Annotated in this window: 19 protein-coding genes; all 19 read left to right on the top strand. The window is 29.9% G+C overall.

Annotation, left to right across the window (positions count from 1 at the left end):
- Positions 1-59: 59 nt before the first annotated feature.
- The 19 genes from JOC62_RS04455 to JOC62_RS04370 all read left to right on the top strand — a co-directional run bounded on the left by JOC62_RS04455 (position 60) and on the right by JOC62_RS04370 (position 25211).
- A complete protein-coding gene (locus JOC62_RS04455; RefSeq protein ID WP_204594028.1) occupies positions 60-536 on the top strand; it encodes an FHA domain-containing protein in 477 nt (158 codons plus the stop codon).
- Positions 537-554: 18 nt separating this feature from the next.
- On the top strand, positions 555-1775 hold the full coding sequence (locus JOC62_RS04450) for an FtsW/RodA/SpoVE family cell cycle protein (RefSeq protein ID WP_204594027.1): 1221 nt from the start codon (positions 555-557) through the stop codon (positions 1773-1775).
- 1 nt (position 1776) lies between these two features.
- On the top strand, positions 1777-3252 hold the full coding sequence (locus JOC62_RS04445) for a peptidoglycan D,D-transpeptidase FtsI family protein (RefSeq protein ID WP_204594026.1): 1476 nt from the start codon (positions 1777-1779) through the stop codon (positions 3250-3252).
- Between the two features lie 127 nt (positions 3253-3379).
- Positions 3380-4867, top strand: coding sequence for a GGDEF domain-containing protein (locus JOC62_RS04440; protein ID WP_204594025.1), 1488 nt, complete (start codon positions 3380-3382; stop codon positions 4865-4867).
- A 65-nt stretch (positions 4868-4932) separates the two neighbouring features.
- Positions 4933-6810: an excinuclease ABC subunit UvrC gene (gene uvrC, locus JOC62_RS04435; protein WP_204594065.1), complete on the top strand. Its 1878-nt coding sequence runs from the start codon at positions 4933-4935 to the stop codon at positions 6808-6810.
- Positions 6811-6900: 90 nt separating this feature from the next.
- Positions 6901-7812, top strand: a complete 912-nt coding sequence (gene murB, locus JOC62_RS04430; protein ID WP_204594024.1) for a UDP-N-acetylmuramate dehydrogenase — start codon at positions 6901-6903, stop codon at positions 7810-7812.
- Positions 7813-8129: 317 nt separating this feature from the next.
- Positions 8130-9233 carry a histidinol-phosphate transaminase gene (hisC, locus tag JOC62_RS04425; RefSeq protein ID WP_204594023.1) on the top strand — a complete coding sequence of 368 codons (1104 nt, stop codon included), beginning with the start codon at positions 8130-8132 and terminating at the stop codon, positions 9231-9233.
- 214 nt (positions 9234-9447) lie between these two features.
- On the top strand, positions 9448-10326 hold the full coding sequence (gene rapZ, locus JOC62_RS04420; protein ID WP_204594022.1) for an RNase adapter RapZ: 879 nt from the start codon (positions 9448-9450) through the stop codon (positions 10324-10326).
- On the top strand, positions 10323-11702 hold the full coding sequence (locus JOC62_RS04415; protein ID WP_204594021.1) for a gluconeogenesis factor YvcK family protein: 1380 nt from the start codon (positions 10323-10325) through the stop codon (positions 11700-11702). The genes rapZ and JOC62_RS04415 overlap by 4 nt, the downstream gene beginning before the upstream one ends.
- A 429-nt stretch (positions 11703-12131) precedes the next feature.
- Entirely contained in the window at positions 12132-13082 is a 951-nt protein-coding gene (whiA, locus tag JOC62_RS04410) for a DNA-binding protein WhiA (protein ID WP_204594020.1), read from the top strand.
- A gap of 35 nt (positions 13083-13117) precedes the next feature.
- Positions 13118-16696: a DNA polymerase III subunit alpha gene (locus JOC62_RS04405; protein WP_204594019.1), complete on the top strand. Its 3579-nt coding sequence runs from the start codon at positions 13118-13120 to the stop codon at positions 16694-16696.
- 549 nt (positions 16697-17245) lie between these two features.
- Positions 17246-18205, top strand: a complete 960-nt coding sequence (pfkA, locus tag JOC62_RS04400; RefSeq protein WP_204594018.1) for a 6-phosphofructokinase — start codon at positions 17246-17248, stop codon at positions 18203-18205.
- A gap of 66 nt (positions 18206-18271) precedes the next feature.
- The gene (gene pyk, locus JOC62_RS04395; RefSeq protein ID WP_204594017.1) at positions 18272-19690 is read left to right on the top strand and encodes a pyruvate kinase; all 1419 of its coding nucleotides are present in this window, start codon (positions 18272-18274) and stop codon (positions 19688-19690) included.
- Positions 19691-20182: 492 nt separating this feature from the next.
- Positions 20183-21502 carry a glycerol-3-phosphate transporter gene (glpT, locus tag JOC62_RS04390; protein ID WP_204594016.1) on the top strand — a complete coding sequence of 440 codons (1320 nt, stop codon included), beginning with the start codon at positions 20183-20185 and terminating at the stop codon, positions 21500-21502.
- 66 nt (positions 21503-21568) lie between these two features.
- Positions 21569-21934 (top strand): DUF1540 domain-containing protein, encoded by a 366-nt coding sequence (locus JOC62_RS04385; protein ID WP_204594015.1) that lies wholly within the window; start codon positions 21569-21571, stop codon positions 21932-21934.
- 116 nt (positions 21935-22050) lie between these two features.
- Positions 22051-22179 carry a hypothetical protein gene (locus JOC62_RS19295; RefSeq protein ID WP_279381500.1) on the top strand — a complete coding sequence of 43 codons (129 nt, stop codon included), beginning with the start codon at positions 22051-22053 and terminating at the stop codon, positions 22177-22179.
- 186 nt (positions 22180-22365) lie between these two features.
- On the top strand, positions 22366-23733 hold the full coding sequence (gene rlmD / locus JOC62_RS04380; RefSeq protein ID WP_204594014.1) for a 23S rRNA (uracil(1939)-C(5))-methyltransferase RlmD: 1368 nt from the start codon (positions 22366-22368) through the stop codon (positions 23731-23733).
- A gap of 229 nt (positions 23734-23962) precedes the next feature.
- The gene (locus tag JOC62_RS04375) at positions 23963-24736 is read left to right on the top strand and encodes a pseudouridine synthase (protein WP_204594013.1); all 774 of its coding nucleotides are present in this window, start codon (positions 23963-23965) and stop codon (positions 24734-24736) included.
- A 160-nt stretch (positions 24737-24896) separates the two neighbouring features.
- Positions 24897-25211, top strand: coding sequence for a hypothetical protein (locus JOC62_RS04370; protein WP_204594012.1), 315 nt, complete (start codon positions 24897-24899; stop codon positions 25209-25211).
- Positions 25212-25524: the final 313 nt, after the last annotated feature.

The following is a 25524-nucleotide window of genomic DNA, read 5'->3' as shown; positions in this document are numbered from 1 at the left end:
AATTTAATATTATTTTGGTGTATAATCAAAAAGATAAAGTAATTTTTCGAGGTGAAAAGATGGATTTTTCAAAATTTATTGCAGTCGTATTTGGAATAATTTTTATCGTACTATTATACTTTATAATAATTTATGCCTTAAAAATAATGGCCAAAGATGTTAAGAGTGGAGGGAATACACCAACTAATGCTAAAAGCAATAGTAATAGTAAAAGACCTATTCCTTCAAAACGAAGACATCATGGGATAGAGATAATAGAAATAGGGGATAATACGGCATTAAAGGTAGGCTCGGTAATACCGATTAGGGATGTAACTACAATAGGGAGAAGAGGTAATAACACAGTAGTGTTATCAGATCAATATGTATCAGGTAATCATGCCAAAATAATGGTAAAAAATAATGCGCTAATATTAGAAGATTTAGGAAGTACAAATGGAACTTTCTTAAATGGTGAAAAGATAAGCGGAAGAGTTAAGCTATTTACAAAGGATCAAATAGCTATAGGAACAGCAGTATTTAAAGTACTGTCTTAAATGGCGTGAGGTGATTTAATGTTTAAAGGTAAGAAAGAAACCACAATGCTAGTCTTAACATATTTACTATGTATAGCTCTGTTCACAAATTTAGCTATCATAAAAGATCCAATAGACAAGAATGCACTATATTTTGGTGGAATATTATGTGTAGTTATTTTTATTGCACATTTTGTTGTAAGGAAGTTCTATCCAGATGGTGATAAATTTATTCTTACATTTTCATGTGTGTTAGTTGTTATAGGGATAGCTATGTTATATAGAATAAATCCTAAAGTTGCAGAGAAACAGCTTGTATGGTTTTTATTAGGTATAGTTATTTATATGATAATATTAAAGGCATTTCCAGACTTTAGAAAGTTTGCTAAGTATAAAAACTTATATATGTTAGCTATTATAATCTTTATGCCAATGGCTCTTATAATTGGTACAGAAGTCTATGGAGCAAAGAACTGGGTTATAATTGGACCCGTAAGTTTCCAACCGTCAGAGTTTGGTAAGATAGCTCTAGTATTATATCTATCATCAGCCCTTAGAGAATATAAGTCAGGGGATAATTCTAAGAATAATATAAAAAATCTTATTCAGCCAGCATTAATAGTGATGTTTAGTTTAGGATGTATGGTGCTTCAAAGAGATTTAGGCTCAGCTTTAATATTCTTTGGAATATCAATAACTATGTTATATATTGCAACAGGAAAACTAAAATATATTCTTAGTTGTTTAGCACTTTCAGCTATAGGTTCAGTCGCTGCATTTAAGATGTTTGGACACGTAAGACAGAGAGTTGAGATATGGCAAAATCCTTGGAAGTATGCACAAGATCAAGGTTATCAAATAGTTCAAGGGCTTTATTCAATTTCATCAGGTGGAATGTTTGGGTCAGGACTTGGTCAAGGTTATCCAGGATTTGTACCAGTAAATACAACAGATTATATTTTTGCAATAATATGTGAAGAGTTTGGTATAATCTTTGGAATAGGTATAATGATTGTATATTTCTTATTATTCTATAGATGTATAAGAACAGCCTTTGTTACAGATGATGAATTCCTTCAACTTAATGCAGTTGGATTTAGCGCTATGCTAGTTTGTCAGGTATTAGTTATAATTGGAGGAATATTTGCAGTAATTCCTTTAACAGGTATAGCACTACCACTTATAAGTTATGGTGGTTCATCAATGATTACAATGTTCTTTGCATTAGGTATATTACAGAAGATTTCAGAGGAGGGCTAGGATGAAAGGTGATATTAAAGATAGTGTAAAAAAAGTAATGATTGTATTTTTATTTTGCCTTGTAGCTCTTATTTCATATATAGCTTATTTCCAAGTATTTAAGGCTCCTAAGATTGCAGAAATGTCAGGAAATCAAAGAGCTTGGGCTAAGAAAAATGAGGTCTTAAGAGGAGAAATATTAGATAGTAGTGGAAAAGTAATAGCTAAGAGCGTTAGAGGGAAGAATAATGTTCAAAATAGAGAGTATGAAATGAATTCTTTATATGCACATCCAATAGGATATGTTAGTAATGTATATGGAGAATCAGGTCTTGAAGCTGCTTATGATAAGCAACTAACTACAAGCAATAATGCGTCAGTAGGATTTAAAAAATTATTAAGTGATCCTAGTATAGAAAATTTAAAGAATGCTTTCTTTACTAGAGAAGACAAACCAAAAGTTGGGAACACTGTTGTAACAACTTTAGATACTAACCTTCAAAAGATAGCGTATGATGCACTAGGTAATAATAGAGGTGCTGTAGTTGCACTTGATCCTAAAACAGGAGCAGTTTTAGCAATGGCATCTAAGCCAAGTTTTAATCCAAATAATCTAAAAGAGGAAATGGATAAAGCTAATGCTGGAAAGGCTGAAAATAGTCCGTTAATAAATAGGGCTACCGTTGGAAAATATGCACCAGGATCAACATTTAAGATTGTTACAACTACAAGTGCTCTTGAAAACATACCAGGAATTCAAAATAAAACATTTAATGATACTGGAAGTATTAAATTTAAAGATGGAAGAACTATGAGTAATTCAGAAGGTGCATCTTATGGAAATATAGATTTAAGAAAAGCATTTATAGTTTCAAGTAATGTAGTATTTGGAACTCTAGGAATGGATCTTGGCAATGAAAAACTTATGAAAACTTCAGAAGCTTTTGGGTTTAATAAAAATGTTCCAGCAAATGGATTTACAATAAGTCAAAGTACATTCCCTAAAGAGGTTGACCCAGGGCAATTAGCTCAGACTGGTATAGGGCAAAGTTCAATACTTGCTACTCCAATGCAAATGGCGTTAGTAACATGTGCTGTAGCTAATAAGGGAGTTATAATGCAACCAGATCTTGTAAGTAAGGTATTAGATCAAGAGGGTAATGTAGTAGAAACTATTAAGCCAAAAGAGTTTAGCAAAGCTATGAGTGAAAGTGATGCTAATACTATTAAAGGATATATGCAAGGCTTAGTTGAAAAGAATATAAAAAATGGTGTATGGAGTTACTTAAAAGGAACTAATGCAGCAGCCAAAACTGGTACAGCAGATCATAATGATGCAAATGGTAATCCATTAAAACCACATTCATGGTTTGTAAGTTTTGCACCAGCTGACGATCCTCAAATTGCAATTGCTGTAATTGTTGAAAATGGAGGATATGGAGCCGGTAAAGCTGCAGATGTTGCAGGAAAAGTTATAAATGCAAAATTAAATAAGTAGTTATTATAATAGGGATATCTTTTAAAGATATCCCTATTTTATTATAAAGAAAGTTAATCTGAGTTTATATAAAGTACTAAGAGTGCAAATACTATAATAGAAGTATTTTATGCAGGGATTGATTATTATGATAAATAATAGGGTAGAGTTTAATGGAAAAAACACTTTAATAAAGATAATATTAATAATTTTATTAAGTATTTTAGCATTTATATCAAATATAATAAATTTAAATATCTATGGTATTAATATTAGTATATTATCATGTGTACTACTTATCATATTAAATCTTTATGGATTTAAATATACTGGAATTGTTATTATATCAATATTAACAATTACTTATTTTACTGGAGATATTGAGACTTATAAATTATTAATGGTATTTGAAATTATATTTATAGGAATTCTAAATAAAATAGGTATAGTGAAAAGAGTGTTTTTTAAAGATGTAGCCTATTGGATAATCTTTCTATCAATGATCTTTATATCATCAAGATTAAATCTATTATATATAAATCTAAATATATCATCAAAATTTATTATTCTAAATATTGTTCTAAACGGATTAATGAATGCTTTAATTGCGGATATAGTTATAACTTACGTATCGATTAATTTTATTACAGGAGAAAATAAAAATTATACAATAAGAGCTAAAGATATTATTTTTCATATTGTATGTATTTCTATAGTTATTCCATTTGTTTTTGATTTTGTATTGATTTGCAGAAATGTATATAAGGAATTGAATATAAATATTATGCAAACTATAGATTATAGTTTTGATATTAATAGAGAAAGATCGATAATCTTAGATGAAGAAATTATTAAAATTAAGTTTTTAGTAATTATAGTATTAATTATATATGTTTTAATTAAATACATAAAAAAAATACTGATAAAAGATATAGGAAATCTACTATCAATAATAGAAAATACACCTAATAATTTAAGTCAAGGAGAAATCATTGAATGGTCAAAAAGTAGTATAGAAGAAATCAATATGCTTATATGCGACTTTGAATTAATGGTTTATAGATTTAGGTGTGTTTTACATAGAAGTGAAGAATTAAATAAGCTTCTAGAGAAGCAAGCGTATACAGATTCATTAACAGGGCTTAAAAATAGATTAAGTTTAAAGAAGTACTTAGATGAAATAGAAATAGTAAGTGATAAGACATTTATTGTAGCACTTATGGATATAAATAAATTTAAGATTATTAATGATACATTAGGTCATGAAGTAGGAGATGATTTACTACTTGAAGTATCAAATAGATTAATTACTTTAATAAATTCAAAGACAAATATTTTTAGGGTTGGCGGAGATGAATTTATAATAATAAAGGAAAAAGATAATAAGGAAGATGTACATAAATATGGTGATAAGATTATAAGTCTATTTAAAAAAGATTTTTCATCAAAGGATAGTAGCTATAATATAGAAGTTAGTGTTGGAATTAGTATATATCCAGAGGATAATAAGGATATAAAATCTGTTATTAGATATTCAGATATAGCTATGTATAAAGCAAAAGAAAATGGATATGGATATTTTAAAATATTTAAGCACTTTATGATTAAAGAGTTTGAAGAAAAAGGAAAGAAATAGAGTTGCATTAGATGATATAATTAGTATATAAATGTAATTAAACAAAAGATTAGGAGGGGGTTAAAATTTTCGATTTTGAATATCAATTAAAAATATTACCTGATAAGCCTGGAGTCTACTTAATGAAAAATTCATTAGGAGAAGTAATATATGTTGGTAAGGCTAAGGTTTTAAAAAATAGAGTAAGACAATATTTCAGAAATTCTAAGAATCATTCAGAGAAAGTAAGAGCAATGGTTAAGAATATAGCTGAATTTGAATATATAATAACAGACTCTGAGATGGAAGCTTTAATTTTAGAGTGTAATTTAATAAAAAAGTATAGTCCTAAATATAATATTTCATTAAAGGATGATAAATTCTATCCTTTTATAAAGATAACTGCAAATGAGGACTTTCCTAGAGTATTTGTAACAAGAAATTTTGCAAAGGATGGAAATAAATATTTTGGACCATATACAAACGGTGCGGCGGTATATGAAACAATAAATCTAATAAGAAAGGTATTTCCTATTAGAACTTGTAAAAGAGCTATAAAAGAAGGTGGTGAACTTACAAGACCATGTTTGAATTTCCATATTAATAAGTGTAACGGACCTTGTGGTGGATATGTATCTAAAGAAGAGTATGGAAAGATGATTGCTTCAGTTATAGATATTTTAAATGGCAAGGATAAAGAGGTAACTGGTGAACTTAAAAAGAACATGGAGAAGGCAGCGGAAGATTTTGAGTTTGAAAAGGCAGCTTCTTATAGAGATAAAATTTTAGCAATAGATGCATTAGTTCAGAAACAAAAGATGTTTAAAGTAACAGATGAGGATGAAGATTTCATAAATATATATAGTGATGAAAAAGATAGCTGTATTCAAGTATTCTTCTCAAGAGATGGAAAGATCACAGGAAGAGAACATTTTATGATAGAAAATACCGCGGAAGAGGAAGCGAATGAGGTTCTAGCTAAATTTATAGTTAACTTTTATAGTGGGGTAGCTAAAGTTGCAAAGAATATATATTGCCCAGAAGTTTCGGATAGGGATGTACTAGAGGAGTTATTAACAATAAAGAGAGGCTCTAAAGTTTGGATTAAGACTCCTCAAAAGGGAGAAAAAAAGAGCATGCTAGAAATGGTTAAGGAAAATGCTAAGATAACCTTAGAACAATTTAAGGATAAGATATTAAAAGAAAAAGAAATAAATAGAATTTCCTTAAGTGAACTTGCAAATTTACTTTCATTAGATGATATGCCACGTAGAATAGAAGCCTATGATATATCTAATATACAGGGAGTAGATTCTGTTGGAAGTATGATTGTTTTTGAAGATGGTAAAGCAAAAAACAGTGATTATAGAAGATTTAGAATAAAAACTGTAAAAGGTGCCAATGATTATGATAGTATGAGAGAAATATTAGAGAGAAGGTTCTCTCATGGATTAAAAGAGATTAAGGAGATACAAGAGAGACAACTTACATTTTCAAAAGGAAAGTTTTCAAATTTTCCAGACCTTATAATGATGGATGGCGGAAAAGGACAGGTTAATATTGCATTAGAGGTTCTAAGAAAGCTTGATATAGAGATTCCAGTTTGTGGTCTTGTAAAAGATGATAAGCACCAAACTAGAGGAATTATATATAAGAATGAAGAGTTAATAATAAATAGAAGCTCAAATCTCATGCAGCTTATAAGAAGAATTCAAGATGAAGTTCATAGATTCGCTATTACCTATCATAGATCTCTTAGAGATAAAAGAACACTTCATTCAATATTAGATGATATACCGAATATTGGAGCTAAGAGAAGAAAAGAGCTTCTTATGAAATTTGGAAGTGTTGATAAGGTGAAAAATGCAAGCTTGGAAGAGTTACTAGATGTTCCAGGCATTAACAATAAAGCTGCGGAAAGTATAATAGAATACTTTAAAGGTGATGAAAATAAGCAAAATTAAAACAAATGTAAATTTTAAGTACTTGTTTTAATTTCCAATTTAGAATATACTAAATAATTGTAAAAAATATATTTCAAGGAGTTTTTATGGATGAATAAATATAGAGAATTATTCAAGGACATATATTCAGAAAATCAAATAGAATTTAACGCTAATATGAGCGAACATATATATTTCAAGGTCGGAGGACCTGCCGACGTATTACTTATACCAAAGGCAAAAGAACAAATTGTTAGGACTATAAAGGTTTGTAAGGAAAATAATATACCTTATTATGTTATAGGAAATGGTTCAAATTTACTTGTTAAAGATGGTGGTATAAGAGGTGTTGTTATAAAGCTTACAGAACTTAATAACATAGATATATCAGAAGGTAAGGTAATAGCAGAAACAGGAGCATTATTAAAAGATGCTTCTAAAATAGCATTAGAGCATAATATGACTGGATTAGAGTTTGCCTGTGGTATACCTGGGTCTATTGGAGGAGCTGTATTTATGAATGCAGGGGCTTACAATGGAGAGATTGCAGATGTAATTGAAAGTGCTGAAGTGCTAACAGAGGATGGAAAGATTATAAATTATACTAAAGAAGAATTAAATTTAGGATATAGAACATCAAGAGTAATGGAAGAGAAGGCAATAGTATTAGAAGCTGTATTTGCTCTTCAAGGTGGAGAGCATGAAAAGATCAAGGCTAGAGTTGATGATTTAACTGAAAAGAGAGAATCAAAACAACCTCTTGAATATCCTTCAGCGGGAAGTACTTTTAAAAGACCAGAAGGACATTTTGCAGGTAAACTTATTCAAGATGCAGGTCTTAAAGGTTACTCAATAGGGGGAGCTGCTGTTTCACAAAAGCACTCAGGTTTCGTTATAAATAAGGGTGGTGCAACTGCAAAAGATATACTTGATCTTATAGCACACATACAATCTGAGGTTAAAAATCAATTTGGAGTTGAACTTCATCCAGAAGTTAGGATAATTGGAGAAGAAAAAAATTAGAAATTTTTATATATAAAATGAGCCTATTTTTCATAGGCTCATTTTATTTTGGGGAAATTATAGTAGATAGAGAGTGCTTAGAGTAACTTTGATTTGTTAAATTTATGGGAATAGTATAATATTATATTTATAGCATTAGTATTTTTTTACAATATTATTATTTATTTCGCATTAAAGATTAAAAATTATATAAGAATTTAATTTATTGCTATTCTAGCAATAGTTTATTTGCCATTAAGCAATAGAATAAATGATAAAATAAATATATACTAAAGTATATTAAAAAAGGGGGGACTTCCTAGTTAGGGAAGGAAAATATGGAAAATTTAATAAGAAAAGAAGTGAAATCCCTTTCACCGTATGTAGCAGGGAAACCTATAGATGAAGTTAAAAGGGAATATGGAATTGAGCGAGTAGTTAAACTTGCGTCAAATGAGAACCCATATGGATGCTCTCAGGCAGTTAAGAGAGTGATTAATGAATTAGTTGATGAGACTAGTTTATATCCAGATGCAGCATCACATGACCTTAAAGAAGAGATAGCTAAAAAATTTAATGTAGATAAAGATATGGTATTCTGTGGGGCAGGATCAGACTCTTTAATCAAAGATATATGTCTTACTATATTAAATGAAGGTGATGAAAGTATCATGGGTGAAATTACTTTTCCAAGATATGAATCAAATACTTTATTAATGGGAGCAAAGCCTATTAAAATTCCAATGAAGGATAATAAGTTAGATATACAAGGTATGGTAGATGCCATAACTGATAAGACAAAGGTAATTTGGTTTTGTAATCCTAATAATCCTACAGGAACAATATTTACAGAAGAAGAATTTCTTGCACTTATTGATAGAATACCTAGAAGTGTATTGATAGTTATGGATGAAGCTTATGAAGAGTTTGTTCAATCAGATAAATTTCCAAATACATTAGAACTTATGAAGGCTCATAATAATATAATTTTATTAAAGACATTTTCTAAAGCTTATGGATTAGCATCTTTAAGAATTGGATATGGAATAGGTGAAATTAACTTTGTTCAGTACTTAAATCGAGTTATTAATGCATTTGATTCAAATTTATATGGACAGAAAGCTGCTACAGAAGCTTTAAAAGATAAAGAATTCTTAAAATATGTAATTGAGAATAATGAGATTCAAAGAGAATATTTAAAGAGAGAGTTTAAAAAACTAGGGCTTAAATATTTGGATACTCATGCTAACTTTATTATGGTAAATGTAAATGGCGATGACAAAAAGATACATGAGTACTTATTATCTAAGGGTTTTATAATAAGACCCGGATTTTTACTTGGTATGCCAGGATGGATAAGAGTATCAATAGGTCTAGAAGGTGATAATAGAGAATTTATTGAACTTCTAGAGGAGGCAATAGAGTATAGAAATAATAATTAATGAATATAGGCGTTATGTTATACATAACGCTTTTTTAATCTATTGAAAGTTATGTAAAATTTGCAATTGACAATAAGTAGAGAGTAAATTAATATAAAGATTACGTTAAAAATTATTAAGGATTTTTATCCATCATTGCAAGTTGTAAATAGTATATCGTAATTTGCATATATGATATAATGAGATAAATTAATCGTAAAAGGAGGAGTAGGTTATGAGATTTGTAATAGTCACAGGATTATCAGGAGCTGGAAAGACAGAAGCAACTAGAAGTTTAGAGGATTTAGGATACTTTTGTGTAGATAATTTACCACCACAATTAATACCTAAGTTTGCTGAAGCATGTAATAATGGAAGCATTGAAAAAGTAGCAATTGTTACAGATATAAGAGGTGGAGTATTCTTTGATGATTTATTTGAAAGCTTAGTATACTTAAAGAGCAACGATTTTAAGTATGAAATATTATTTTTAGAAGCATCAAATGAAGTTTTAGTTAAGAGATTTAAAGAAGCTAGAAGAAGTCATCCTCTTTCACCAAAATCTCGTGTTCTTACAGGAATTACTGAAGAGAGAAATAAGTTAAGAGAAGTTAAAGATAGAGCAGATGTTATAATAGACACATCAAAATATGCAATTAGAGACTTAAGAGAAAAAATGAATAGTTACTATGGTTCAAGTGAAGAACCAGATAAGGAATTATCAGTAACTGTACTAAGTTTTGGATTTAAGTATGGAATACCTGTAGATTCAGATTTAGTATTTGATGTAAGATTTATTCCAAATCCATTCTACATCCCAGAGCTTAAACAATACTCAGGTAATGATGAACCTGTTAAAAAGTATGTTTTAGAACAAACAGAAACAGTAGAGTTTGTAGATAAGCTTAAAGATATGCTTAAATTCTTAATTCCAAATTATATTAAAGAAGGAAAGAGACAACTTATAATATCAATAGGATGTACAGGAGGAAGACACAGATCAGTTACCATAGCAAATAGAATACATGAACTTCTTTCATTAGAAGGATATAAAACAGGTATAGAGCATAGAGATATATCTGAAGACGTTAATAAGGGAGAAAAGAAGCTATGAGGCTTTCTGATTGGTTTAAACCGGGTATTAAAGTTAAGAGGTGGATTGCCTTTGGACTTTTTGGGATTTTGTTAATTGCATTTGGATTTAATGAACTTGTTACCCATAGAGTTTATGATATTTATTATAAACTATTTTATATATGTCTTAATGTAACAGGAGTATTTGTAATATATATATCAATTACAGAAGGAATTAAATCGGTAATTGCACTTATGAATAAGGGTTATATAAGGATGTCCTTAGATAGTAAGAAGATAGAGACTCTTATAACAGAAAAGAGACTTTTAGTTAAAGGTCCTAAAATAGTTGTTATAGGAGGGGGGACAGGTCTATCTACTATGCTTAGAGGACTTAAATACTATACATCTAATATAACTGCAATAGTTACAGTGGGCGATGATGGTGGAGGATCAGGTGCTTTAAGAGAGGACCTTGGGATGCTCCCACCTGGAGATATAAGAAACTGTATTTTAGCATTAGCAGATATGGAACCATTAATGGAAGACTTACTTCAATATAGATTTACTGACGGAAGACTTAAGGGGCAAAGTTTTGGTAATTTATTTTTAGCTGCTATGGATGGAGTTTCTGGAAATTTTGTTGATGCAGTTCAACAAATGAGTTCTGTTCTTGCGGTAACTGGAAAGGTACTGCCAGTTACTCTAGATGACATGAAACTAGTAGCTAAATTAGAAAATGGTAATATTGTTGAAGGTGAATCAGATATTCCGGAAGAAGCTTTAAGACAAAAATCTAGAATAAAAAAATTATCTATTGAACCTAGTGATGCAAAACCATTAGAAGAAGCATTAGAAGCTATAAGAGATGCAGATGCTATAGTAATGGGGCCTGGTAGTCTTTATACTAGTGTACTTCCTAATCTTTTAGTTAATGGTATTGTAGGTGAAATAAAAAAGAGTAGTGCATTTAAAATATATATTTCAAATGTTATGACTCAACCAGGAGAGACGGATGGATTCAAAGTAACTGATCATATCAATATATTAAGGAAATATGGTGGAAAAGATATAGTCAACTGTGTAATTGCAAATGTTGGAAGTATCAGTGATGATATGAAAGAAAAGTATAAGGATAAAGGATCAGAGATTGTTAACATTGATAGAAAGAATATTAAAGATCTTGGAATTGATATAGTAGAAAAGAATCTTGTAAGAGTAAGTAAAGGTACTATTAAGCATGACTCTGATTATTTAGCTCAAGTTTTAGTTGAAACTATTATGGAGAAGAAGCTTCTTTATGATAGAAGAAAGATTATTGAGTATATGTATCTTTCTCAACGTATAAAGGAAAGAGATAAGACTGAAAAGAAGTTTAAAAGAGATAGTTCAAATAAAGATAATTCAAATAAATAATAAAAACCAGCAAAGTACTTTGCTGGTTTTTATTATTTAATATATTAAGTATCTGACTGAATTCATATTGTAAAAGAAAATGGGGCAGTTAAGCAATAATTAGTTTAATATACTATCATTGTAGAACTATTGGTTTATCGATTTAAGTTAATGGTAACAATGTAAGAAAAAAGTCTGTAAGTATATAAAAGGATAAGAAATATAAAAGACATTTACGAATATTATATTATAAATATTTTGTATAATAAGTATAAGATTAAAGTTTGAAATTTTACTAAGATTAATGCAGAATATATTTCCTAAAATTCTAAGGATAATGTATATTATATACGTATATTAAAGTAATTATTTAGGGAGTTTTATGTTATAATTAAGTATTGTATATAGTTAGATATATTTTAATTAATATATATAGAAGGAGAGCAATAAATGTCGTTTTCATCAAAAGTTAAAGGAGAAATCTGTAGATACAGTGATATAAGCAAAGAGGAGACTTTAGCAGAAATTTCAGCAATAATGAAAGTAAGTGGTACCATTGCATTTACTGGAAAAGGTTTAGCATTTAGGATTACTACTGAGAATCCTGCAAGTGCAAGACTTATATTTACTTTATTAAAAGAGCATTTTAATATTCACTCTAAATTAATGGTTAAGAAAAGTAATTCTCTTAAAAAAAATAACATATATATGGTTGTTATCGATGAAGAGATGGGAGTTCGTGGACTTTTAGAAGAGACTGGAATACTTAAGGAAGTAGAAGGTGTAATGAGTTTAGATTACACAATAGACCCTGAAATGGTAAAAACTGATGAAACTAAGAAGGCATATATAAGAGGAGCTTTCTTGGGTGGAGGAAGTATAAGTAATCCAGAAAAAACTTATCATTTAGAGTTTGTTACTCATAGTGAAGAGTATGCGAATGATTTATGTGCACTTATAAATAGTTGTGGACTTAATTCTAAAGTTATTCAAAGAAAAAATAGTTTTATTATTTATATTAAAGAAGGAGAGCAAATAGTAGATTTACTTAATATACTTGGAGCTCACACATGCTTACTTGAACTAGAAAATATAAGAATAAAAAAAGAAATGAGAAATAACGTTAATAGATTAGTTAACTGCGAAACAGCTAATCTTTCAAAAACAGTTAATGCAGCTGTTAGGCAAGTTGAAAGTATTAGACTTATTCAGAATAATATAGGACTTCAAAGACTACCAAAAAATCTTCAGGAGATAGCGGAGCTTAGACTTCAATATCCAGAAGAATCGTTAAAGGAATTAGGAGAAATGCTAGATCCACCAGTTGGAAAGTCAGGAGTTAATCATAGATTAAGAAAAATTGAAAAGATAGCAGAAGAGGTCAGGTCAGGTACATACTAATGGCCTTTCTCTTATATAGAAAGGAGTGTGACTAAGTGGAAAATAAAAAGTTTTGTCATTTACACCTTCACACAGAGTACAGCCTTTTAGATGGATCAGGTAAAATTAAAAAGCTTGTAAAAAAGGCAAAAGAGTTAGGTATGGAAAGCATGGCTATAACAGATCATGGAGTTATGTATGGTTGTGTAGATTTTTATAAGGCAGCTAAGGAAGAGGGAATTAAACCGATACTTGGCTGTGAAGTTTATGTAGCTAGTAAGTCTATGCTTATAAAAAATGTAGATAAAGATAATGGTACAAATCATTTAGTTCTTTTAGTTAAGAATGAAACTGGATATGAGAATCTTATGAAGATAGTGTCAGCAGCATCTATTGATGGATTCTATTATAAACCTAGAGTTGACCATGACTATTTAAGAGAGCATAGTGAAGGGCTTATTGCATTAAGTGCATGCCTTGGGGGAGAGGTGCAGAAGGCTCTTCTTAACGAAAACTATGAAAAGGCAAAAGATATTGCTTTAACTTATAAAGATATATTTAAAGAAGGTTTCTATTTAGAGCTTCAAAATCATGGAATGGAAGAACAAAGAAAAGTAAATGAACTTAATATAAAATTATCTAAAGAAACAGGAATTCCATTAGTTGCAACAAATGATGTTCATTACATAGAGCAAAGAGACTCAAAGTCTCATGATATATTAATGTGTATTCAAACTGGTAAAACAGTTGAAGATCCAGATAGAAGAAGATATCCATCAGATCAGTTCTACTTAAAATCAGCTGATGAAATGTATGATATGTTCTCATATGTTAAAGAAGCTTTAGAGAACACAATAAAAATTGCGGATCAGTGTAACTTTGATTATGAATTCCATGTATCTAAGCTTCCTAAATTTCCGCTTCCAACAGATGAAGATGATCCTTATATATATTTAAGAGACACATGCTTTAAGGGGCTTTTAGAGAGATATAGCGTATTTGATGATATAAAGAACGAAGAATATAATTACGATAAGATATTCAAAATGAGAGAAGAGGATGAGGAAGCTAAAGTACTTATTGATAGACTTGATTATGAACTTGGAGTAATTAATCAAATGGGATATGTTGATTATTTCCTTATAGTTTGGGATTTTATAAGATACTCAAATGAACAGGGGATACCGACAGGACCAGGTAGAGGATCAGCAGCAGGGTCAATAGTTGCATTTACTTTAGGAATAACAAAGATAGATCCTATAAAGTATAGTTTGCTCTTTGAAAGATTTCTAAATCCAGAGAGAGTAAGTATGCCTGATATAGATTCTGATTTCTGTTATGAAAGAAGACAAGAGGTAATAGATTATGTTGTTGAAAAGTATGGAGAAAACAATGTATCTCAAATTATAACATTTGGTACAATGGCTGCAAGAGCATGTATAAGAGATGTTGGTAGAGCGATGAACTATTCCTATGCAGAGGTTGATAGAATAGCTAAGATGATACCTACAATGCTTGGAATAACTATAGAGAAGGCGCTTGACTTAAATCCAGAACTTAAGACAGCTTATGATACAGATATGAGGGTTCAAAATCTTATAGATGTTAGTAAAGATTTAGAAGGTCTTCCAAGACACTCATCAACTCATGCTGCTGGTGTAGTTATTGCATCAAAGCCTTTAGTTGAGTATGTACCACTTCAAAAGAATGAAGATATGATAGTAACTCAATTTGGTATGAATACATTAGAAGAACTTGGTCTCTTAAAAATGGACTTCCTAGGACTTCGTACTCTTACAGTTATGAATGATGCCCTTAGAATGATTAAATATAATAGAGGGATAGACATTGATTTAGATAAGATAGATTTTGATGATAGAGAAGTTTACAAGATGATTGGTGAAGGTAAAACAGCTGGAGTATTTCAATTAGAATCAGCTGGAATGGTATCCTTCATGAAGGAACTTAAACCAGACTCATTAGAAGATATTATTGCGGGTATATCTTTATATAGACCAGGCCCAATGGCAGAAATACCAAGGTATATTGAAAGAAAGAAAAATCCAGATAAGGTTGAATATTTAACTCCAGAACTTGAAGATATACTAAATGTTACTTATGGAGTTATGGTCTACCAAGAACAGGTTATGGAGATAGTTAGGAAGTTAGCTGGATACTCTATGGGAAGAAGTGACCTTGTTAGAAGAGCTATGTCTAAGAAAAAGCATAAGGTAATGGAAGAAGAAAGAAAGAACTTCATATATGGAATAGAAGATAGTGATGGAAATATTGAAGTACCTGGATGCTTAAGAAATGGAATATCAGAAGAGGTAGCAAATAAAATATACGACATGATGATGGACTTTGCATCCTATGCATTTAATAAATCACATGCTGCGGCTTATGGAGTAGTTGGATATCAAACTGCATATCTAATGAAGTATTATCCAGTTGAGATGATTGCAGCCATGCTTAATTCAGTAATGGGAATAAATGAAAAAGTTGCAGGATATATAAAGTTTGCAGAAAGCCTTGGTATACAAGTTGTTCCACCAGATATAAATAAAAGTTATTCAAAATTTACAGTTGAAGGTGACAAGATAATCTTCGGATTAGCTGCAATAAGAAATGTTGGAGTAAATGTAGTTGAAGGAATAGTTAAAGCTAGAGAAGGTAAAGGTGAATTTACCTCAATAATGGATTTTATAAACAAGTTAGATCTTGGAACAATAAATAAAAGAGCTGTCGAAAGCTTAATAAAGGCTGGAGCTTTTGATTCTTTTAAAGTATTTAGATCTAAGCTGCTTGCAGTATATGAAAAGTTAATGGATGGAGTAGCTGGAGACAAAAAGAGAAATATAGATGGACAAATAAGTCTTTTTGCAGTTGAAGAAGAGATAAGTATGCCGGAAATTAACTATCCGAATATAAAAGAATTTAATAAAAGGAATCTTTTATCAATGGAAAAGGAAATGACAGGTATGTATCTATCAGGTCATCCATTAGATGAATATGCAAAAAGTTTAGAGATGCAAACAACCACTTCAGTAAGTAGTATTTTTAAAGTTCATAAAGCAATTGAAGAAAATATTTCAAAAGGTATAAATATAGAAGATATAATTGATCAAATGCCTATTAAAGATAATCAGGCAGTAATACTTGGAGGAATACTTACAGAAGTAAATCAAAAAGTTACTAGAAATAATACTATTATGGCATTTTTAAAACTTGAAGACTTAAGTGGTGAGATAGAAGTTATAGTATTTCCAAGAACATTAGATAGAGTAAGAGAGAGTATTTCAGAGGATGCTTTAGTTACTATAAAAGGAAGAATTAGTCTAAAGGAAGATGAGCCACCAAAACTTATATGTGAAAAGATTGAAGGTTTAGAGAAGGTTGATTCTAATAAGATTTATATTAGAGTAAATGATGAAGAAGAAGTTAAAAAGGCTAATTATGAACTTAGAACAGGTTTTGAAGAATATAAGGGTGAGGCAGCAATATATGTATTTAATGCTTCTAATAACAAAAGTTACAGATTAGCTAGAGAGGCTTGGATTAATCTGGATACAGATATAATTACAGTGCTTAAAGATAAATATGGTGAAGATAATATCAAGGTAATATCTTCCTAAAACATTAAAGTATGATGCATAATTAATGCATCATACTTATTTTTTGTGGAAATAATCTAAAAATACTGAAAAATTACTATTTAGTATTGAAATTTTATCGAAATAAGTAGATAATTGTATTAGAATAATTAAGAAAAGTTATATAAATATCCTATAAATGATTAATTAGTGCAATATTTATTTAATAAATTTTCAATAAAGTGATTAAAAATATGAAAAATGGTTAATAAATATGAATAATATTGAATGAAATGTAAATGAAAATTTTTACAAAAATTAATTCCTAAAAATCATTTATTTTGTATATAATTTTAATATTCATAGGGTATAATATTAATTGTAATATTATTAAAAATTATCAGAACATAGCGAAAAATTTAGATAAATAAAGAATAACTTATTATATATAGAAGTATATTGAAAAAAGTTGAAGAAATTACGTTGATAAATTTCAACAATTTATGTACAATTATAATCGGTCATATAAACGTGGGAAGTTTTGTTACCAGTGGGACTAGCCATGTCCCGGCGGTAGAAGGAGGAGTAATCATGAAAAAGATAGCTATTTTAACTAGTGGTGGAGATGCACCAGGAATGAATGCTGCACTTAGAGCAGTAACTAGAACTGCTATAGCAGCTGGGATAGAAGTAATGGGAGTCCAAAGAGGTTACAGCGGATTAATAAACGGAGAATTATTCACAATGGATAGAAGTTCTGTTTCAGATATAATCCAAAGAGGTGGAACAATCTTAAGAACAGCTAGATGTCCAGAGTTTAAGCAAGAAGAAGTAAGAAAAAAAGCTGTTAAAATATTAAAAGCTTATGGAGTAGATGCTTTAGTTGTAATCGGAGGAGATGGATCATTTACAGGAGCTAAACTTCTTTCAAAATTAGGAGTTAAGACTGTCGGATTACCAGGAACTATCGATAACGATTTAGCTTATACAGACTATACTATAGGATTTGATACAGCATTAAATACAGTATTAGATGCAATTAACAAGATTAGAGATACTTCAACATCACATGAAAGAGTATCAATAGTTGAAGTTATGGGAAGAAATTGTGGAGATATAGCTTTATATGCAGGTTTAGCAGGTGGAGCAGAAGCTATCATAACACCAGAAAAAGGATTCGATAAAAACGAATTATGTAAAACTATTTTAGAAGGAAAGCAAAAAGGAAAGATGCATAATCTTGTACTTTTAGCTGAAGGAGTAGGCGGAGCATTTGAGCTTGCTGAAGAAGTAGAAGAGATTACTGGAATAGAAACAAGAGCAACTGTATTAGGACATATCCAAAGAGGTGGAAGTCCAAGTGCATTTGATACAGTACTAGCTTCAAAAATGGGAGCAAAAGCTGTAGAAGTTTTACAAGAAGGAAAAACTTCAAGAGTTATAGGAACAGTAGATAATAAGATAATTGATATGGATATAGATGAAGCTTTAGCAGTTGAAAGAAAGTTTGATGAAGAAACTTACAGAATAGCAGAAATCTTATCAAAATAGTAGCTATAAATAATATTTATATATAGATTTTGGGTTAATTATAAATAAAGAGGAGTGTTATTTCGAATGAAAAAAACTAAAATGATCTGTACAATCGGACCAGCAAGTGAAAATGAAGAAATACTATCAAAAATTATAGAAGCAGGAATGAATGCTTCAAGACATAATTTTTCACATGGTGACCATGAAGAACATGGTGGAAGAATTAGAAAGGTTAAAGAATTAGCAAAGAAATTCAATAAAGAAATTGCTATAGTTTTAGATACAAAAGGACCAGAAATAAGAACTGGAAACTTTGAACCAAGTAAGCTTGAATTACAAAAGGGTTCAGAATTCACTATATATGTTGGTGAAGAAGTAGTTGGAGATGCAACTAAATGTTCAGTAAGCTACGATGGATTAGCTAACGATGTTAAACCAGGAAACACTATATTAATAGATGATGGTTTAGTTGGATTAGAAGTTAGAAGAGTAGAAGGAAACAAGGTAATCTGTGAAGTTATGAACACAGGATTAGTTGGAAGCCACAAAGGAGTTAACGTTCCTGGTGTTTCAATAAAATTACCAGCTTTAACTGCAAAAGACGAATCAGACTTAAAATTCGGTTGTGAAATCGGAGTAAACATGATAGCTGCATCATTCGTAAGAAAAGTTGAAGACGTAAGAGCTATAAGAAAAGTTTTAGATGAAAATGGTGGAGAAAACATACTTATCTGTCCTAAGATAGAAAACCAAGAAGGTGTTGATAACATAGATTCAATAATAGCTGAATCAGATGCTATTATGGTAGCTAGAGGAGACCTTGGTGTTGAAATTCCAATAGAAAACGTACCAGCTGTTCAAAAGATGATAATACAAAAATGTAACAAAGCTGGAATCCCAGTTGTTACTGCAACTCAAATGTTAGATTCAATGATCAGAAACCCAAGACCAACAAGAGCAGAAGTTTCAGACGTAGCTAACGCTATATTAGATGGAACAGATGCAATCATGTTATCAGGTGAAAGTGCTAACGGAAGCTACCCAGTAGAAGCTGTTCAAACAATGGCTAAAATCGCTGAAGAAGCTGAAAAGCAATTAAAATATGAAGTTGCTGTATCACAAGCAACTAGCCATATTCCAGCAATCTCAGGAGTAATAAGTAGAGCTACTTGTAATGCTGCTAGCGAATTACATGCATCAGCTATCGTTTCATCAACTCAAAGTGGAGCAACTGCTAAGAGATTATCACAATGTAGACCAGAGTGTCCAATCATAGCTGTAACTCCAGATGAAACAGTTGCTAAGCAATTAGCATTCTCATGGGGTGTATACTCAATCGTTTCAGACAGATTAGAATCAACTGATGAAATGATGGATAAATCAGTAGAAATAGCTAAAGAAAATGGATTCGTTCAAAACGGAGACACTGTAGTTATAGCTGCTGGAGTACCAGTTGGAGAAGTTGGAGCAACTAACTTAATGAAAGTAAGTGTTGTAAAATAGTTTAAATACTTTAAATACCTAATAACTCTTAGAGAGTATTCTCTAAGAGTTATTTTTATATATTTTTGCTTGGATTTAGATATTAATATTAATTTTAAAAAAATTAAAAAAATATTGTATATTATTTGTGACATGTGTTAAAATTATAAGATGTACGTTTTATACGTTTATTTGAAAGATTAGTATTGGCAACTGATTCTATTGCACCCTTTGTGGTGCTATTTTTTTTATTATTTCTCACAATAAATAAAAATAAAAATTAAATAAAGTGAACAAATGGTAAAAAATGATAGTATAAAAGTGAAAATTCTTGTAAATGTTTACTGAAAAATGTATTATAAAAAAGGAAATAGCGCTATTTATAAAAATGGAAAATTGAATAAACTTAGGTGTAGAGATATAGAGAATAACCGCAAAAAAGCATAATTTAAGATATGCCTTTTTGTGGTTTTTTTAAGCACTAGAGGAGAAAGACATAAGGGGATGGAAAAATTGTTAAAGTTTTTAGAGCCAGCAAAACATATAGAGAGGCTACCGAAAGATAAGATAGACTCTACATACAAAAGATATAGAATACAAGTTTTCATAAGTATATACATTGGATACTTAACATATTATTTTGTAAGAAGTAACTTTTCACTTGCAAAGGCATATCTTGTAGATCAAGGCTTTACAAAGATGCAGCTTGGATTTGTAGCATCAGCACTAGGAATAGCTTATGGAATTAGTAAGTTTGTTATGGGAAATGTCTCAGATAGATCTAATCCTAGATTTTTCTTAGCTATAGGGCTTATAGCATCAGGGGTAGTTAATTTATTCTTCCCACTGACAAGTAGCATAACATTAATGTTTATATTAATGCTTTTAAATGGATGGTTCCAAGGAATGGGATGGCCACCATGTGGTAGAACAATAACTCACTGGTTTTCTGATAAAGAGCGTGGAGTAAAGATGTCTATTTGGAACACAGCTCACAATGTTGGGGGAGGACTTATAGCTACAATAGCAGTACTTGGAGTATCAATATTTGGTAGTTGGAAAGGAATTTTCTACTTACCAGGAATAATTGCAATTATAATCGGTATATTATATATGATATTTGCTAAAGATACACCTCAATCAGTTGGGTTACCACCAATTGAAGAATATAAGGATGATTATCCAGAGGTTGCTGTTGATGATAGAGAAAGAGAATTAACAGGAAAAGAAATATTGTTTAAATATGTATTTAACAATAAATACTTATGGTTTATTGCACTAGCTAATGTGTTCGTTTACTTAGTTAGATATGGAGTAATAAATTGGGTACCTACATATTTAGAAGAAGTTAGAAATTTTAGTATGAAAGAATCTTCAGTTGCATTTGCATTATTTGAATATGCAGCAATACCAGGAACAATAATAATTGGATGGCTTAGTGATAAGGTATTCCATGGAAGAAGAGCCCCTCTTGGAATCTTCTGTATGATTGGAGTTTTCATAGCAGTCTTTGTATATTGGAAGAGTGCAAATCCAATTATTATAGATTGTGCCCTAGCATCAATTGGAGCATTAATATATGGACCTGTTATGTTAATTGGAGTAAGTGCATTAGACCTTGTTCCAAAGAAAGCAGCAGGAACAGCAGCAGGATTTACTGGACTTTTTGGATATATGGGAGGTCAAGTATTTGCAGAAGTGGCAATGGGAGCAGTTGTAGATAAATTTAGCTGGAATGGTGGATTTGTTATGCTTATGGCTTCATGTATATTTGCAATAGTATTCTTCGCATTCACTTGGAATGTACATGATAGATCAGCAGATGAGAAATAGAATGTAATAATGAATAATCACACTTACTTTGTCAATAATATATTGTAAAAGGGAGTGTGATTATTAATGAATACATTGGGATGCACAGCACATAATTGTGTTAATAATGAAGGTGGATTATGTGGTGCAGAATATATATTAGTAGAAGGTGACAGTGCATACACATCAAGCCAAACATATTGTAGTAATTTTAGGGTAGATACAATAGTAAATGAAGTGAAAGCTGTTACTAATACAGATTTCTTTGGTGAAATAATGCAAATTTTAAGTGGACCGGGTGAAGTGAAATTCTCACCTAATGTATCTTGCAGCGCTAGAAAGTGTTTTTATAATGGTGATGGAAAATGTGAAGCAAGAAACTTAATAATAGTTGGTAATATGCCAAGAGAAAGTGCAGAGACTCAGTGCGAAACTTTTATAGAGTCATATTAAATTAACCTTAAAAATTATAAAAATTGTAGATTAAGAAAGCAATAAGAGGGTAAAATCATAATATAAACTAAGAACATATTTACCGAAAGAATAATTTTAAGGTGAGGTGTAGCAATATGAAAGATTTTAAAGCTTTAGTATCTTGTAACAAGAAAAATACTACAAAAATACTAGGAGTAGGTGCTGCTGTACTTGTAAGTGTTGGAGGATTAATATTACTTTCATCAAAGGTTAGAAAAGCATAAGTAATCGTTTAAAATCTGACTACTGATTTAAATCAGTAGTCTTTTTTATTACATTAAAAACTTATTGTAGGTTATTTATTATAATAAATTTAAATGGAAAAGTAAGAAGTAAATGCTACTCACAATATATACTAAAATTATGATATAATTAATCAATATTAAATCGTAAGAAAAAGGTGGATTAAAATGGTTGTAAAAAACACGGAATACATTTTAGATATAGTATCTCAGGGTTATGAAGGTGAAGGAATAGCTAAGGTTGATGGATATCCTATTTTTATAGAAGGTGCTTTAAAAGGTGAAAAGGTAAAGGTTAAAGTAGTTAAGGTAAATAAGAATTTTGCCTATGGAAAACTTTTAGAGATTATAGAAAAGTCAGAGGGTAGAGTAGAACCTAAATGTGAATATTTTAAAAGATGTGGCGGTTGTAAATTGCAACATATGGATTATAAAACTCAATTAGATTTTAAGTGGGAAAGAGTAAAAGATTGCATTAAGAAGATAGGTGGTCTTTCAGAAGATTTAGTTGAATATCCAATTGGTATGGAAGAGAAGCCATATGAATATAGAAATAAAGTTCAATTGCCTATAGGTATGGTTAAAGGTAAGCCAGCACTAGGTTTCTATGCCCCAAGAAGCCATGATATTATAGATATAGAAGAGTGCTTAATTCAAGAAGAAGATGCAAATAAAATAAGCAAGATAACAAGAGAATGGATTGAAGAGTTCAACATAATGCCAGCTTTTGTTGATGGAAACTTTAATAAAAAAGGACTTCTTAGACATGTAATGATTAGAAAAGGTTTTAAAACTGGTGAAGTAATGGTAGTTATAGTTGCAACTAGAAAAGATTTAACTCATATGAACGAGCTTATTAGAAAGCTTGAATTCCATATTGAAGGTTTAAAGAGCATAATACTTAACATTAACTGTAGAGATACTAACGTGATACTTACACCAGAATGCTACACATTATGGGGAGAAGATTATATAAAAGATTATATTGGAGAGTTTAAGTTTAATATATCACCACTTTCATTCTTCCAAGTAAATCCTGTACAAACTGAAGTATTATATAGTAAGACTTTAGAATATGCAGACCTTACAGGAGAAGAAACTGTATTTGATGCTTATTGTGGAACAGGTTCAATAACATTATTCTTATCACAAAAGGCGAAGAAGGTCTATGGAGTTGAGATTGTAGAACCTGCAATAATTAATGCAAGAGAAAATGCTAAGATGAATTATGTATCTAATGCAGAATTCTTTGTAGGTAAGTCAGAAGAAGTTATTCCAAAGCTTATAGATGAAGGGGTTAAGGCTGATGTAATAGTTGTTGACCCTCCAAGAAAAGGCTGCGATATTAAATTATTAAAATCTATAGGTGAAACTAAGCCAGAGAGAGTAGTGTATGTATCTTGTGATCCAAGTACATTAGCTAGAGATTTAAAGATATTAGATGAGCTTGGATATAGAACAGAGAAGGTTCAACCGGTTGATATGTTCCCTCAAACTGCACATATAGAAAATGTAGCAAGACTTGTTAGAAAATAATTATTTTAAAGATGAGTGATTAATATTATTACCACTCATCTTTTTTAGTGAGTTTTTGTAGGTTGAAAATATTTTGGAAGTTTGTGGTTTAATTTTTAAATGAATTTTTGGAAAGTTAGAAGAAGCCTAAGTAAAGACTGTATAGATAACTAATATTTTCTTATATTTCAGGGATATATCTAATAAATCTAGATATAAATTATTATTCAAAGGAAAAGAAGTGATAAATATGAGATTAGATAAATTTTTAGCACAAGCATCTATTGGAAAGCGTAAAGAAGTTAGGATTTATATTAAAGAAGGTAAAGTTAAGGTTAATGGAGAAGTCGTAATAATACCTGCAATAGATATAGATGAGAAATTAGATGTTATTGAATATCTTGATGAGAGAGTATATTATGCTGAAAAAGTATATTATATGCTTAATAAACCAGCAGGATATATCACTGCAAAGAGCGACATAGAGAATAAAACTGTATTTGATTTATTTGATGAATCAGATAAAAAAGGTATATTCCACGTTGGTAGATTAGACAAAGATACAGAGGGATTATTGTTATTTACTAATGATGGTGAATTTGAGCATAAATTAATGTATCCAGAAAAGCATATGGAAAAGACTTATTTCTTTTGGGCTTTAGGTTCTCTGAGTGAAGAAAACATAAAGAAATTAGAAGAAGGAGTTTATATTAATAAAGGTGAAATATTAACTAAGCCTGCTAAAATAAAAGTTGTAAATTCAGGGTTTTATAAGAATTTTAAAGAAAAAATTGATAACTTATGTAATGTAGATAAAAGTAAGTATAATCAACCAGTTGTTGCGTGTTATCTTACTATATCAGAAGGTAGAAAGCATCAAGTTAAACGTATGTTAAAGGCAGTAGGGTGTTATGTAATATACTTAGAACGAATTGCAATTGGTGATGTAGTATTAGATAAAACATTAGAAAGGGGTAAATATAGGAATTTAACGGAAGAAGAGATTCAAAAATTATTAGAGTAAAGTTAGAAGATTTATTTATAATTTGATATTAAAATTTATAAGAAAGTCTATGTGAATTTTAATTCACACTAAATATAGGATATTTTTGATATAATAAATAATATAAAACATAATATATTTTTTATTAAGTAATAAATTATTTGAAAGGATGATAGGAATTATGAAGAAGAAAAAAATAAATATAGCAAGCATTATACTATATATAATAGCTGTAATAGTACTTATCTATATGGTTTGGGCAATAGTAAGTTGTCACGAATATATTTCACAAATGGTTGCACAAGGTGCATTAGTAAAGGAAGGGAATGCATTTAATATCATAAGTTACTATATGACAAATTGTGCTCAATATGGATTCTATGCAATTGTTTTAGTTTCATTAGGAATCATACTACAAAAGTTAGATAGTAATAAAGCAAAAGTAACTACTAACAATGTAGTTGTTGAAGAAGTTGAAAAGATTGAAGAAAAATAATAAAATTATATATTTATTTATGCCTAAAAAGCTGATTTCTGTATTAAACAGAAATCAGCTTTAATTATTTTATTTTTACTAATTAAAGAATTTAAAAGTACTAATTATAGAGTAATATTAAACTCACATCATTTTTATTCCTTATATCATTATGTTAAATTATAGTATAATTAATAAAGGAAACATCAAAAGGAATAGAGTTTAAAGGAGAAAAAAACGGAGAAATTGTATATTTAATTCCTAACAAGATAATCAGTATAGTTTTGGATCCAAATACATAAGTGAGAATTAAATGATTTATTAAGTGGTTATG

The sequence above is a fragment of the Clostridium sardiniense genome (assembly GCF_016907995.1).
Lineage (GTDB): Bacteria > Bacillota > Clostridia > Clostridiales > Clostridiaceae > Clostridium > Clostridium sardiniense.
Note: the sequence above shows the minus strand (reverse complement) of the source record. Positions and strands in the feature narration are given on the sequence as shown.

What these genes read in the sequence shown, in the direction of transcription:
- JOC62_RS19295 (WP_279381500.1), top strand. Translation starts at nt 22,051, where the DNA reads ATGAAAGATTTTAAAGCTTTAGTATCTTGTAACAAGAAAAATACTACA.
- JOC62_RS04370 (WP_204594012.1), top strand. Translation starts at nt 24,897, where the DNA reads ATGAAGAAGAAAAAAATAAATATAGCAAGCATTATACTATATATAATA.
- JOC62_RS04375 (WP_204594013.1), top strand. Translation starts at nt 23,963, where the DNA reads ATGAGATTAGATAAATTTTTAGCACAAGCATCTATTGGAAAGCGTAAA.
- JOC62_RS04455 (WP_204594028.1), top strand. Translation starts at nt 60, where the DNA reads ATGGATTTTTCAAAATTTATTGCAGTCGTATTTGGAATAATTTTTATC.
- pyk (WP_204594017.1), top strand. Translation starts at nt 18,272, where the DNA reads ATGAAAAAAACTAAAATGATCTGTACAATCGGACCAGCAAGTGAAAAT.
- JOC62_RS04440 (WP_204594025.1), top strand. Translation starts at nt 3,380, where the DNA reads ATGATAAATAATAGGGTAGAGTTTAATGGAAAAAACACTTTAATAAAG.
- rapZ (WP_204594022.1), top strand. Translation starts at nt 9,448, where the DNA reads ATGAGATTTGTAATAGTCACAGGATTATCAGGAGCTGGAAAGACAGAA.
- JOC62_RS04445 (WP_204594026.1), top strand. Translation starts at nt 1,777, where the DNA reads ATGAAAGGTGATATTAAAGATAGTGTAAAAAAAGTAATGATTGTATTT.
- murB (WP_204594024.1), top strand. Translation starts at nt 6,901, where the DNA reads ATGAATAAATATAGAGAATTATTCAAGGACATATATTCAGAAAATCAA.
- whiA (WP_204594020.1), top strand. Translation starts at nt 12,132, where the DNA reads ATGTCGTTTTCATCAAAAGTTAAAGGAGAAATCTGTAGATACAGTGAT.
- hisC (WP_204594023.1), top strand. Translation starts at nt 8,130, where the DNA reads ATGGAAAATTTAATAAGAAAAGAAGTGAAATCCCTTTCACCGTATGTA.
- JOC62_RS04450 (WP_204594027.1), top strand. Translation starts at nt 555, where the DNA reads ATGTTTAAAGGTAAGAAAGAAACCACAATGCTAGTCTTAACATATTTA.
- JOC62_RS04415 (WP_204594021.1), top strand. Translation starts at nt 10,323, where the DNA reads ATGAGGCTTTCTGATTGGTTTAAACCGGGTATTAAAGTTAAGAGGTGG.
- JOC62_RS04385 (WP_204594015.1), top strand. Translation starts at nt 21,569, where the DNA reads ATGAATACATTGGGATGCACAGCACATAATTGTGTTAATAATGAAGGT.
- rlmD (WP_204594014.1), top strand. Translation starts at nt 22,366, where the DNA reads ATGGTTGTAAAAAACACGGAATACATTTTAGATATAGTATCTCAGGGT.
- pfkA (WP_204594018.1), top strand. Translation starts at nt 17,246, where the DNA reads ATGAAAAAGATAGCTATTTTAACTAGTGGTGGAGATGCACCAGGAATG.